Consider the following 13,260-nt stretch of genomic DNA (forward strand, 5'->3'; position numbering starts at 1 on the left):
TTGGAAAGCATGGGGATTTTCGTGACCAATCTTCCTGAAGGTACACTTGAAAGACTGGTTGAGGCTGCGCGCGCCGTCCGCCTCAATGCCCATGCGCCTTATTCCAGTTTCCATGTCGGCGCGGCCGTGCTGGACGAGCATGGCAATGTGTCTGTCGGCTGCAACATGGAGAATGGGGCCTATCCGCTCGGCACCTGCGCGGAGGCGGTGGCGCTGGGCTCAATGGTGGCGTCAGGCGGAAGGGAGTGCCGGGTGATCGTCATTGTTGGCAGTGGCGACACGCTGATCACGCCTTGTGGCGGCTGCCGCCAGCGGATCGCGGAACTCGCTGTCGATGGCACGGATATCTATTGCGTGGCTGAAAAAGGCGACGAAACCCAACGCATGAGCGTCGAAGACGTGTTGCCGGGCGGCTTTCGCCTCTAGGGGCGGACCTGCAGGTCGTCCAGCATGGCGCGGAAGGCCGGGGATATTTCCGGACTGTCCATGTGCAGGCCATAGCCTTCAAACACCATGTCGATCGTCACGCGCTGTTTCTTGCGGCCGACAAGGCGCGCGACCATGCGGCTCTCGGCGACCGTGCGGCCCTTTGACATGAATTTGTGTTCGAACAGGATATAGCTGCCCTCCCAGCCTACGGGGCGTGTGTGCAGCTCGAATTTCTGCGGGAAGCGCATCATGCGGTGGAAGCTGATTGCCTCGCTCTGGATGATCGGGGTCCAGCCATTCTTCCGGAAGACTTTAAGAAAGCCGGTGCGGGCGATATAGTTCAGCATGCCGAGATCGGTGAATGAGGCATAGCGCGAATTCGTCATGTGCCCCATCGGGTCATGGTCGCCGATCCACACGGCTGACTTGATGACGTGGACATCCAGCGGCTGGGTCCGCTCGCGCGCAAACCAGGCAGGCAGAAATATCCGGAGGAACCGGAAAAACAGATTCATGGCTCGCACGCTCCCGACGACTTGCCCTCATGCGCGTCGTCCCCCGACGACACGCTCACGGCCTGCATACTGCAATCTCTAGGCCGAAATGCGAGCGTGGCAGAGACTGGCTAAAAAAGCGTGAGGGGCGGTTTGGGAGTGGTAGGCTTAGTCGTCCGACGGCATTTTCCGGATACGCCGGATGATATCCATCAGCCTTTCAGACAGCGGCGTGGAGCGGTCGGTTTCGGATGCTTGCTTAACAGCGCTCCGCAAGCCTTCGGGAAGTTTTCCATTTCCTCCGCCATTGAGGTGTGAGGCGTGCGTAGTGGGGGGGGTATCATCGTCTTTTTGGGCCACGGGATTTGTACTTTTTTGCGGTGGGGGGAGGTGGGTGGCGATGGCTTATTTAGAGCGCCTATCTCATCGCCTCGCGGAGTTGATCCAGGGAAAGAAAGACAGTTACGTTGTTGGCTATGGCGACTTTCACCATGTCGGATTCAAGCACGTCCTTGAGGTATTCGAGATAGAGTATCTCGATCGTGTCGGGCTCGATCGCCATCGGCCTTGCGATCTCCCGGTCCAACACGCGCAGGAGGAATCCGGCAACGATACGTTCGGTCAGTTCGGGGTCACCGGTTGCTGTCAACGTCATGGCGCGGAGAGGCACGATTTCGCGCTCCAGCGCATCTGCGAACACGGCGTATGAAACCGCTTTTGCCTCGCCCCCAGGCTGATCATTGAGTTCCATTTATATGCACCACCCGCCAATCGCAGAAAAATTGATCTAGAATGGAACGATATCAGCTCGAGGGCATAGGAATGAATAAGCACTTCTACCTATATGGGCGCGACCCATTCCAGCGAGTGCGTCAAGTCGAAAGCAACGATAAGTTGCTTCGTATGCTCTGATTTCAAGGTTAAGGGCCAATCCTGCCTGCTGGCGGGAATATTACTGTGCTCTTAAATCGGTCAATGCAATTGCACAATCAGTCCCTGTAAAGACTTTCTGTATGTGTCCTTTATCTGCTGAAAGCACAGCAGAACGCGAAATCCATCCCTATTTAACCTCCTGGAAGGGATGATGAACAAATCGTTTTAACCCGTTAAAATCATGGCAATAATTGCTAACACATCGGGCTGCAATATGGCCAAAAAGTAATATCTGCTTCATTTCGGACCCTTATTTATTCAAGCCAGCGTTGCGTGGGGAGAGCCTGCGGAGATCGCTTTAGGATTGAGTGATACTGGAGTTCCAAGATGGATTTAAACCACGACACCGGCCGCGCTTGCGGCCGAAAACATTTGATGGGGCGGGCATTGGGTTCCGCCTCCGTTTTCACCCTCGTGCTGGCGGTTCTGGCGCCGGGCACCGCCAGCGCAACGCCCGCCGTTTTCTTCAACGAAGATACATCAGCAGGGCTGCAGACGTTTATTGATACGGTCCTTGCGGCCGACGCATCATTCAACACAGCGAACCCGACAACACCTCATACGTCTGATGTTTACACATTCGACATCCTCAACACGACGGGTGGTCAATTCACGGTCTCGAGCACGAATGGTGGTGACGACATTGTCGTTGAAACCGTGCGGCTCGGGAATTTGGCGCCCAATAACTTCACCGGCGATGCGGGTAGCGATGGCTTTACCAACTGGAGCAACAGCTATTCTTCAACCTTCGCCGATGCTGAGGCCATGGGGTATACATACAAATTCTTCGAGGCCGATGGTGTAACGCCCTACGACATGAACGCCCTGGGAACATATGTGAATGACTGGGGTACGTGCTGCACGAATGGCGTTGATCCTGACGGGAATTCTACGGGCGCCTCGGCAGTCTACTTCCGTTTTGGGGCCAGTGATCCTCTTCTGCTGGGCGGGATCGAGCAATCAATTAGCGGTACGGAACACTTCGTCGGAGCGATCAACGATACCGGCCTCTTCAACAGTGTGACCATTATTGCGACCGGCAACGGGGAATATTTCGGCGCGGGCGCCTATCTTGCCTTCTCGTCGGTAGCCCTGAACAGCGTTCCGCAAGGTTCTTCTTCCGTCGACCCGTCGCTGTCGGGTGCTTTCAATATCGATACGAACAGCGCCTATTATCAGGCCTCGCAGCTCAATGGATCGCAAGTCAAACCGAACTTTGTAGGCGGCACACTGAAGTTTGCTGATAATGCCGCAGTCGGCGCAGACTTCACGGTCCAGTCAGAAGGCGGCACGATTGATACAGAAGGCAATGCCGTTGTTGTGACCGGCACATTCTCTGGCGTCGGCAATATCATCAAGAAGGGCACGGGCATTCTGGCCCTGTCAGGCACTAACACGACGACGGGCGGCTTCACCATTGCAGAAGGCGCGCTGCAGATATCGCAAGCCGCCAATCTTGGTACGGGTACGTTGACAATCGGAAAGGGATCGCTCCAGGTTTCCGGTGACATGACCGGTACGCAGGACATCATCGTCGATGGCGCATCCGCGCGCATGGATGTTGGCAGCAACTCGGTGGCCTGGAATGGCAAGATTGCCGGAGATGGCACGCTGAATGTGCTTGGCACGGGGCGACTTGAGCTGACGGGTGCCAACACCTATTCCGGTGGCACCTATCTGGAGCAGGGCACGCTGGCCGGTTCGACGAACTCGCTTCAGGGCGATGTCGAGAATAACGGAACGGTTGAGTTCGACCAGTCGGATGCAGGCACCTATGCGGGTGTCCTTTCCGGGACGGGGCAGCTCAACATGCTGGGGACAGGCCGTCTCGTCCTGACCGGCATGAACACTTATTCCGGCGGCACTGTTGTCGAGCAGGGTACGCTGGCCGGTTCGACGAACTCGCTTCAGGGCAATGTCGAGAACAATGGTACGGTCGAGTTCAACCAGTCGCAGAACGGCCTTTTTGCAGGCGTCCTGTCCGGCAGCGGCGGTCTGCGCAAGCTGGGCAACGGCATGCTGATGCTGACGGGTAATAGCACGATGACAGGCACAAGCACGGTCGAGTCCGGCAGCCTGAGCGTGAATGGATTATTCGGCACGAGCGATCTGATCGTTTATGACACGGCCTCTCTCTATGGTTCCGGCGTGGTCGACGGTTCAGTCCGGGTGTTGAGCGGCGGCACGCTGACACCGGGCAACTCTCCGGGCACGCTCTATGTGTCAGGCGATATCACGCTGAATGACGGGTCCATCTTCCTTACAGAAATAGACGGTCGCGATTACTCACTCGTTGGCGGTGCTGGCAGCTATGACCGGGTCGTTCTCACAGGCGCGGATTCGACCTTCACGGCGGCAGGTTCGGTCAATCCGATCCTTCGTGGAATTTCGGGCAACGCCAATAACGATTTCGAGGCGGTCATCGGCGATATGTTCACAATCGTGACGGCGGCCAATGTGACAGGGGAGTTTGATGCCCTGACACAGCCGAGCGAAGGCCTTCAGGCAAATGCCCGGTTCAAGGTCATCTACAATGCGGACTCTGTACAGCTGGCGGTAGTTCCAGAAAGCCTGAGAGTTCTGGTCGCGGATATGTATGGAACGGGTAATGCGATTGCTGCAGCTCAGGCCATTGATTATGGCACGGGCTATGGCAATGCCGCGACGGGCGATCTTGACGACCTGCTTGTCTCCCTCATGCCCATGCGGGCTGCTCAGATTGGTGTGGCGATGGAATCCCTGTCGGGCGACATGCATGCTCATGTCCTTGAGAGCACAGAATCGGTCCTGTTTGGGTCTGACGATATCATTATCGCCGCCGCGCAAGGGAACACTGGTCTCGGGGGTGTCGACAATCAGCTCGAAAACGGGGTTCGTGTCTGGTCACGCGTCGACGCGCGCGGCGCCAGCTATGATCCGGACGGCAACACGATGGGCTTCGATGAAGACACGTATGGCGTTACGCTGGGCGCGACTTTCATAAATACATCTGAAATGCGTGTGGGCGTCGCAGCCAGCTATAACACGGTCGAACTCTACACCGACACGGCCAGTGGGGCGACCAACCACATGGCATCGCTCTACGCCTATGGCAGCCGCACAGTGACACCGCGTCTGACCCTTTCGGGCCTTGTCGGCTACACGAAGGCTTCGCCCAAGACCGACCGCGTGACACCGCTGGGTGGCCTCGTTGCCGCCTCGAAGTCGAAGGAAGACTTCTCGGTCATGCACGTTCAGGCCGAGGCGCGCTATGCGCTCCTCCAGCGTGGTGCGACCAGCCTTTATGCGATTGGCGGCCTGCGCGCAGCCAGCCTCAATCAGGATGGCTACACCGAGTACGGCAATGTCGATTACACCCAGCTCGATGTCATGGCGGAATCGCGTAACACGGTTCAGTCCAAACTCGGCGGTGAAGTAGTTCACAGCTATCGCGGCACGGATCTCGCCGTGTTCACCAACTGGGCACATGACCTCGGTGATGATCCGACCGTCGAACGTGCGGTGTCTCTGGGCAATGCGATCTGGCAGACCCGGTCGGTTGGTCGCGGACTGGACACCTATAATTACGGTGCCAGCGCCCGCCGCGACATCACGGACCGTGTTGACTTCGAGATCGAATACACCGGTCGCTACAACCCATCGCACTATGATGCCCAGCAACTCATGCTCGGCGTGAATGTCGCCTGGTAGGCCACACCCAAACTGAAAAAGGCCGGCTGCGGGAAACTGCAGCCGGCCTTTTTTTTGCCGCGCGCGAATAGGCGGGGCGCAAGCCGGGATCGTACCCGCGCAATGGTGAGCCTCGCATCCACTTTCGCAGGTACGAGGGGCAGACCTCGGCTGAAACGGGAGAAATGGTGCACCCAACAGGATTTGAACCTGTGACCTCTGCCTTCGGAGGGCAAGGGATTTAGGTTTCTGGTCGTTTCCTGATGTTCCCAGAAAATCGACAACACGCTGAATTTATGTGAAAAGATGGCCTGCAGGTTTCTGGAGGTGTTTCCAGATTCCCCGAATGGTGGTTACTATGTGGTTACTGGAAGCCCGGAGTAACCACCAATGGCCAAGCGCCTTACCAATTCAGTCGTGAACGGCGCGGCGAAGCGGGACAGTGATTATTTCATCTGGGATGGTGACCTGAAGGGCTTCGGGCTGAAGGTCTGCAGCGGTGGCCGTAAGTCCTATGTCTGTAAATACAGGTTGGGAACAGGTCGCAACGCGCCCACGCGGCGCATGACCATCGGCACGCATGGCTCGCCCTGGACCCCGGAACAGGCGCGAAAGCGCGCGAGCCAGATACTCGGACTTGTCGCGCATGGTGAAGACCCGGCGCAGGCCAAGCAGGCAGACAAGAATGTGCTGACGGTTTCCCAGCTGTGCGACCGCTACCTGGAGCATGGCGCGGCCACCAAGAAGGCTTCGACTTTGGCAACGGACCGAGGGCGCATCGAGCGCCACATAAAGCCGCTGCTGGGGCGCATGCGCGTGCCAGACGTGAAGCGGGCGGATATTTCCCGGTTCCTGCAGGATGTTGCTGCCGGGAAGACTGCCGTGGATGTGAAAACCGGAGCGCGGGGCAGGGCGATTGTGCGGGGTGGCAAGGGCGCCGCGACGCGAACGGTGGGTCTGCTCGGTGGAATATTCTCCTTCGCAGTGGAGTCTGGATGGATTTCCGAAAATCCTGTTCGCGGCGTGAAGCGCTTCCGGGACCGGCGCAATGAGCGCTTCCTCGGTGCCGACGAATTGCAGAAGCTGGGCACCGCGCTGGTTGCGGCAGAGACGGCTGGAGAAAACCCCTACGCCGTCGCCATCATTCGCCTGCTCATCCTTACGGGCGCGCGCAGGGGCGAGATCGAAAGCCTGCGCTGGCCCGAAGTGGACTGGCAGTACAGCTACCTGCGTCTGGCTGATTCCAAAACTGGACAGAAGCTGGTCATGTTGAACGGCGCGGCGATTGAAGTGCTTCAGACAGTGCCGCGCCAGAACACTTCAGACTTCGTGTTTCCAGCGTCCCGCTCGGATGGATACTATGAAGGCACTCCGAAAGTCTGGCGTCGGATTCGAGAGAATGCCGGGCTGGAGAATGTGCGAATCCATGACCTTCGCCACAGCTTCGCGAGCATGGCAGTGTCAGGTGGGGTTAGTCTGCCGGTGATTGGTTCACTGCTTGGGCACAAAAATAGCGCAACGACCGCAAGGTACACTCATTTGGAAGATGATCCGGTCCGGCGCGCATCCGAAGGAATTGGTGCGGCGATTCAGGCTGCGTTAGTGCGTTCCTGAAGTTCAAGAGAGGATTGAGGTCATGGCATTAGAGGAACTTGAGCATGAACTGCTACCAGAAGCTTTGCCTGCGGCAGAAGCAATTTCATTGCGCGCTGCTGTCGCCTGGTTGGCGGGTTTGCCCAAAGGAGACCTCGACGACTTCGACACGTCGAAGCCAAGCCACAGGCTGGGTCGCACTGAGCAATCGAAACGATTTTGGTTGCGGGTATTTGATCACCTCGCCTCTCGGGATGAGGGGCTAGATACGAATCTGGATTGGCATGGGATGATATTCCATGATGCCGTTCGACAAATTCCTGCAGATTCGCGTCGGGCGCAAACGGAACGGCGGATTTTTTCTGCGGCGCGACGGTACCTGGATTCAGGAGGTCGCTCTGCTGCGGAAATGAGCTCCGAGTGGTCTGAAAGTCTCAAGAATGAGATCGGACGAATTTGGGTCATACGCGACGCATTGGGGCTTATATCTGAACATATTGGAACTTTGCTGTGCGATCAGAATGCTGCTGAGGAGCTACGCAGGCGTGTCGATAGTCAACCGAGGGACGCGACAGGTTACTGCGTATCGCTTCGTACCAACTCGCTGGACTTAGTGCGATGGCCAGAGCACGAGGGGACGCGATTTGTGGAGCTTTGGAGAGAGACGAAGAGCGCACAATTTCGCACTCAACTGAAGGCGGACGTAGCACTCAAGCGCTCGGAACTGGTTCGTCTCTTTGTGATTGAGCCTGATCAGGACCGAGACAATTGGATTTCAGCAAAATTGGATCAGCCGTTTTGGCCTATTAGTGTCGCGCTTATGTTTGTCGCGTTCAATGGGCAAATGGAGCAGGTTTATAAAACCGTTCAAAGTCTTTCGACGCACGGCTATTCTGAGACTAACGTGACCCTAGACCGCATCGCCATTTGGACCGTGAGTGATGATGAAGATGATGATGTTGGAGTCCCGGCGGCTTCCTGCCTGATTCGAAAAATGCTGCAGTCCGCCAAGCTTGAGGCACGCGGTGTTAGGGCACATGATTCGTTTGAAGGCAAAATTGATGCTGCTAGTTGGCAGTTCTTGGATCTGAAAAGCAATTGGCATCCAGCATTCATATCTGCTGAGGATACTTCCGGACGAACGTCGATAAGTTGGCAGCATGTATTGATAGACTCGCTGCAACTGCGGAGTTTGATCATACCCGAATTGCCTCATGCAGCACTGCCAAACGAGCGCTCGTTCGCATTCCAGGTACCGCGCGACACTCCTGAAAAGCGGCGCCTCTGGGAGCTTGTAGCCTACCTTGAGTCTCAAGTAGCCAATTCTAGATACTCAACACATCGGAGAGACGCCATTTTGGAGCGACTATTGCCTGAAACCTCACCGAATGAGCGAAACAGGCTTTGGCACGCTGCGCAATTGCTTTTACCCGAACCCATTGCGGAGCAATGGGCTTTGCCCGGAAAAAAAAGATCAATAGATTCATAGTCTTAAATGGGTGAGCCCAAAAAAGTGCTAATTCCCAAGCTTATTGGGGGAGCGTGATTGCGCCATCTTGCGATTGCTGGAGCGTTCCAGCGATTTAGGAAGGTCTTTCTTAATGGAACTCATCGACACGAATGAACTCGCTCGGCGCACCGGCACAGGTGCCAATACCTGGGCCAAGAGAAGGATGCTCGGAGAGCCGCATTCCCCTCGCTGGTATTCTCTGGGCCGTTCGGTCAGATACCGCTGGTCCGACGTGGAAGCCTGGCTCGAAACCCGCCAACGGAAAAGCACCTCTGAGGCCGCCTGATGCTGGCCCCAGACATAAATCGACCCCGGAGCGGAATTGCAGTCCGCTGCCGGGGTCTCTCGAAGCTAATCACCCTCACAGGAGAATTTTTCCGATGAAACGGAAAGTAACGCGTCGCCACCGTGCGCGCAATGACAATGATCTTCTTCCCCTCTTTGCCTGGGCAGATGCCTTCCGCCAGCGCCCTTGGGCTCGGAGCCTGGCTGCACGAGAGATCCAGCGGCGCGGTGCTTACCCGCCGTCCACAGCCACGCTGTACGCCCGCCTGGCGGGCCTCCACGTGGAGGAAGACTGATGTTCGACCATGATGATGACAAGTCAGCTAAGGACTGGCCTTTCACCAAATATCCCCCCGGCTATTTCTGCCTGCGCGAACAGCTTGGACCTCCTATCGGCCTATTGTTTGAGCTTTATGACGATACCGATTTCACCCACCGCCAGCGTGCAGCCTTTAAATCTATCAGCCTCCGTATGGTTGCGCTGGTGGATGACGATGAGCTTGGCCTAGTCGGCGCATCACCGGAAGAACGCGTGCGGTTTGCCCTGTCCCTGAGGGCAATAGCAGCATGAATGATCCTTACAGGAAATCTGCGGCTGCGAGTGTAGCGCGTGACTTTGGCGCACCGTCAAACGCCATTGGCGAGGCAGCAGACGATATCAGCAGAGCAGTGGAAGGCACAAACGCCCCGTCAGACTATGATGGCGGCTGGAGTCACCGGCTTCACAGCGGCACGCAAACTTCCGAGAAACCGATGCCGGACAAGGGGAAAGGATTCCGGTTCGTTGCAGTGTCTAACCTGGAATACTCTCTACCCGATTTTCTTGTTGAGGGTTTGATAGAGCGTGACACGCTTGGCCTGGTCTTTGGCGATCCTGGATGCGGCAAGAGCTTCCTGGGCGTTGATCTTGCACTGAGCGTCGCCACCGGCCATTCATTCCATGAAGCACCCGTAAAAAAGGGCGCCGTGTTCTATATCGCTGGCGAAGGCCACAATGGTCTTGTGCGGAGGTTTCATGCATGGGCGGTTGAACGCGGCCAGTTGCTGGAAGGTGTGCCGCTATTCAAGTCGGAATGCGCGGCTCAATTCCTGGACAAGAGTTCAGCCCAATCTGTTGAATTTGCGATTTCGCAATTGGCTGCCCAGCACGGCAGCCCTGCAATGGTCATTGTTGACACGTTGGCCCGCAACTTCGGTCCTGGCGATGAAAACTCAACCCAGGAGATGAGCGCCTTTGTCGCCGCGATGGACAAGCTGCGGGCAAACCTGCACGGCTGCGTTATCCTGATCATCCACCATAGTGGCCATCACGACAAGGAGCGCGGCAGGGGTTCTATGGCGCTCAAGGGCGCTCTGGATTTTGAGTATCGGCTCACAAAAAGTACGCAAACCATGAGGCTCTCAAACACGAAGATGAAAGACGCGGAACCGCCGCGCGACTTAGTTTTTACGCTGAAGGATGTGCCGCTTGCGAACGGTGCCAAGAGCGCAACGCTGGTCATCTCAGAGGCATACGAAGAGGCGGGCGACAAACCCCAGAAGCTGAGCCGCAACGCGAAGCTGGCGAAAGAGACATTTTCCGAACTGGCAGCCATCTCTGGGGCCGAATCCGAATCAGGACCCGAAGGCGGCTTCAAAATAGATCTGGAGGCGTGGCGGGTGGCATTCTACGCCAAGCACACGGGCGACAACACCGACAGCAAACGGCAAGCATTCAAGCGCGGGCGCGACGCGCTGATTGATAAGAATCTAATCGAGGCAGACAATGATGTTTACTGTTGCATAGACCCGAAAATGAGGCTCGCAATCAATCTGAACTGCACGCGTGACAAGCGTGACGTCACGTGACAGTCGCGCTTTGTCACGCGGGGCGTTTACCGTGACGTGACGTGACACACCCCTATAGGGGTGTCACGCTTGTCACGCCCTGAAGAATTATTGTAAGGCCGATGCAGACTTGCACCCGTTCCTGAGCTTTCTGCGAACTTTGATCCTGAAAGCGTGGGCAACCAATTCATCGCTCAGCTCTGGCAACTGCAGGCCGTTTAGCCCGCCTCCCGCATGCGACTCCACCCCGCGCGAGGTGAGCCAGAGTTTCTTAGGACTTGTCCAGGGCTTTTCGGGCAAGCCGACTGGGTTGTCTTCGTTCGGGAAATCTTCCGCGACACCAACACGTTTTGACAGGGCTCACCCCCGAAAAACGCTGAGCAAACTCGGCAGCTCAATCTCGCAAAAGCTATGCTTGTAGGACATCATTCGCTGAATGGGCCCGAAGTGCTGAAGCCGGGCGCCGTCTTCTGCCAGCCACTTCGCGGTCTCGAAATGCATCAGCGTACCGATGCTGAGGCCAGCCAGTTCATCGCTGTAGCTCGTCTGCTGGCCGCGGTAGATGCCGTGGCTGGCGCCGCCAAAACAGAAACCCACATCTTCATCAGCCTGCTTCGCAAACACGACCCTTGCGGCGCCGCGCTCTGCATAGGCCCGCAGGAGCGTCTCGTAGAACGCACGAACAGCCAGCAAGCCTTCGCGCCTTGGTCCCTTCCAGCTCTTTTCCTCAACAGCGAGCATCCGGTCGTAGCAACGATCTGCGTCGATCTCGGATGAGGGTTGCGCACGCTCAAACCAGGTGCCCCCGGCCTGCGCGCGCCGCTCTGCGCGTTTCAGGTTGCGGCGGAAATTGCTACTGCGTCTCGAAAGCCAGCCTTCGATGCCTCCCTCAAGCGACGCAGCACAAAGAATTTTCGAGCGGTACTTACGGATGTTGAATCGGCTGTCATATCTGCGCCGAAGGTCGCGGTAGAGACAACCTTCCGGTTCCAATCCGCTCACGATGAATGCGGGGAGTTGCTCGGGATAATATGCCGGTAGCTTCGGAATCAGGTCATCCAGTAGGTCAAGGGCGTGAGGGCCGAGCGCATTACAGCCGAACATCCACATCGTCTCGATGGGCGCCAACACGGGCCGCACGCCTCCCAGCCGATATTTTGCGAAATGGATGAGACTGTCGTCGGCTTGATACATAAGAACACTCCGGCCGGGCTCGAATGCCTCATGGAAGCAAAGTTGCCAGTCGGAGCTGCAGCTGAACGGATCCTGTTGAGGCGATGACCGGGCAATCTGGTTCCATGTCGATGCCAGTTCGTTGCCGACAGAAAAGTCTGCGCCGCTGACAAATAGTTGCTCGGCATAATCTTGTGGGCCGGCTGGGTTGTCTCTGTCGCGACTGCCCCCCTTCATGAGTACCCCATAAAATGTATATTCTTTGACGTGTCGTTCAGCCTAACCTTCGGCCTTTCGCTTCTGTCTCATCGTCTGTCCTGCCAAGGAGGTGATGAGCCACAAAACCTACTTTAGCAATTTACCCGATTTGTCTGATGGTCGCTGACCGGGAACAAAGCGGAGATTGGCCGACTTCAGAGACGGACTTTAGGACGCCGCACACGTCATTAGTCTGCAGCGCGGGTCACTGTCACGGCCTTATATTTGGACGAACTTCAACCGGCTCAAGGCTGGATACGGGCCATCAAACCGCTCTGGTTGGCATTGAGCTACTTGTATGGGCTAACCGCTGAGGCGTAGTTCTCAGTGTCAGCGATAAGACCCCGACATCTAAAGTTGGCTTCCCAGCGATTGATTTCTTGTCCCGGATAAAAGAGCTGACGGCGCTCCACGCTCACGGCATCGGTAGAAATGGTGAAAACGCAGTACCCACCCGCATTGGCCAAACTGAATTGATTTTCGTCACCATCATTTAGACTAGCCGTACCGATTATGTGGTCCAACGCTGCCACGTTCACTATTTCCGTACCTTTGAACTTAGTATGTTTGTAAGCGTGCCTGTGCCCAAATACATGCATTAGCGGTGGCGTTCCGGTATCAGAAAGTCGAAATAAGCGCTCGTGAGTTAGTACTATCGTTCGCCGGTAGTCCGTTCTCTGCAGCAACTCATCGAGTAGACGTCGATTGATGGCGGCTGTCTCGGCGAACACAGTTCGCATGGTTTCGCGATAGAGTTGGAAGTTGGTTGAATCTTCGAATTGTTGAAGCGACTGTTCGATCCGAAGTCTTGCTGCTTCATAGCGGTCGTCCGCCGCTAACTGCAATTTCTGAAGACGTCGTCGGTAGGCTTTCTTTCGGCGGTCTTTGGTGCGTGCCTTTATCGCCTCAGTTTCTTCCGTAAGCTGATCGGAAGTCTTCTTCCTTTCCGTTTCGAGCAACTGCTGAGTTTCTGCCTTCAACTTCGCATGAGCGGCAAGCGTCTCGCGGTGCCGGTACCTCACCGCACCCTTAAGCTCTAGCAGGCTGCTGAAAAAGCCTGTTTGCACGTTGTGGAATATAGATATTTTG

At 56.4% G+C, this 13,260-nt stretch carries 12 protein-coding genes; 8 read left to right on the forward strand and 4 right to left on the reverse strand.

The annotated features are described in order from the left end of the window. Positions 1-21: 21 nt before the first annotated feature. The gene (cdd, locus tag V7651_RS11790; RefSeq protein WP_335613309.1) at positions 22-426 is read left to right on the forward strand and encodes a cytidine deaminase; all 405 of its coding nucleotides are present in this window, start codon (positions 22-24) and stop codon (positions 424-426) included. On the opposite strand, the gene V7651_RS11795 is transcribed toward cdd, so the two are convergent. Continuing rightward, complete coding sequence (locus V7651_RS11795) at positions 423-944, reverse strand: thioesterase family protein (protein WP_051624818.1); 522 nt, start codon at positions 942-944, stop codon at positions 423-425. The two genes, cdd and V7651_RS11795, sit on opposite strands and share 4 nt — an antisense overlap. A gap of 397 nt (positions 945-1,341) precedes the next feature. Then, positions 1,342-1,674 carry a hypothetical protein gene (locus V7651_RS11800; RefSeq protein ID WP_335613310.1) on the reverse strand — a complete coding sequence of 111 codons (333 nt, stop codon included), beginning with the start codon at positions 1,672-1,674 and terminating at the stop codon, positions 1,342-1,344. Positions 1,675-2,183: 509 nt separating this feature from the next. Between V7651_RS11800 and V7651_RS11805 the strand changes: the two genes are divergently transcribed. The 7 genes from V7651_RS11805 to V7651_RS11835 all read left to right on the forward strand — a co-directional run bounded on the left by V7651_RS11805 (position 2,184) and on the right by V7651_RS11835 (position 10,761). After that, a complete protein-coding gene (locus V7651_RS11805; RefSeq protein WP_335613311.1) occupies positions 2,184-5,546 on the forward strand; it encodes an autotransporter domain-containing protein in 3,363 nt (1,120 codons plus the stop codon). 369 nt (positions 5,547-5,915) lie between these two features. Further along, positions 5,916-7,139 carry a tyrosine-type recombinase/integrase gene (locus tag V7651_RS11810; protein WP_335613312.1) on the forward strand — a complete coding sequence of 408 codons (1,224 nt, stop codon included), beginning with the start codon at positions 5,916-5,918 and terminating at the stop codon, positions 7,137-7,139. A 22-nt stretch (positions 7,140-7,161) separates the two neighbouring features. Further along, the gene (locus V7651_RS11815; RefSeq protein WP_335613313.1) at positions 7,162-8,607 is read left to right on the forward strand and encodes a hypothetical protein; all 1,446 of its coding nucleotides are present in this window, start codon (positions 7,162-7,164) and stop codon (positions 8,605-8,607) included. A 112-nt stretch (positions 8,608-8,719) separates the two neighbouring features. Beyond that, positions 8,720-8,914, forward strand: a complete 195-nt coding sequence (locus tag V7651_RS11820; RefSeq protein WP_335613314.1) for a helix-turn-helix transcriptional regulator — start codon at positions 8,720-8,722, stop codon at positions 8,912-8,914. Positions 8,915-9,008: 94 nt separating this feature from the next. Then, the gene (locus V7651_RS11825) at positions 9,009-9,209 is read left to right on the forward strand and encodes a hypothetical protein (RefSeq protein WP_335613315.1); all 201 of its coding nucleotides are present in this window, start codon (positions 9,009-9,011) and stop codon (positions 9,207-9,209) included. Next, positions 9,209-9,484 (forward strand): hypothetical protein, encoded by a 276-nt coding sequence (locus tag V7651_RS11830; RefSeq protein WP_335613316.1) that lies wholly within the window; start codon positions 9,209-9,211, stop codon positions 9,482-9,484. The genes V7651_RS11825 and V7651_RS11830 overlap by 1 nt, the downstream gene beginning before the upstream one ends. Next, complete coding sequence (locus V7651_RS11835; RefSeq protein WP_335613317.1) at positions 9,481-10,761, forward strand: helicase RepA family protein; 1,281 nt, start codon at positions 9,481-9,483, stop codon at positions 10,759-10,761. Before V7651_RS11830 ends, V7651_RS11835 begins: the two co-directional genes overlap by 4 nt. A 339-nt stretch (positions 10,762-11,100) precedes the next feature. Here the strand turns inward: V7651_RS11835 and V7651_RS11840 are convergent, their stop codons facing one another. Continuing rightward, positions 11,101-11,868, reverse strand: a complete 768-nt coding sequence (locus V7651_RS11840) for a GNAT family N-acetyltransferase (protein ID WP_335613318.1) — start codon at positions 11,866-11,868, stop codon at positions 11,101-11,103. Positions 11,869-12,461: 593 nt separating this feature from the next. Then, positions 12,462-13,260 (reverse strand): hypothetical protein (locus V7651_RS11845; RefSeq protein ID WP_335613319.1); only part of this gene is annotated, 799 nt, incomplete at its 5' end.

The organism is Hyphomonas oceanitis (assembly GCF_036964545.1).
In the GTDB taxonomy this organism is placed as follows: Bacteria; Pseudomonadota; Alphaproteobacteria; order Caulobacterales; family Hyphomonadaceae; genus Hyphomonas; species Hyphomonas oceanitis.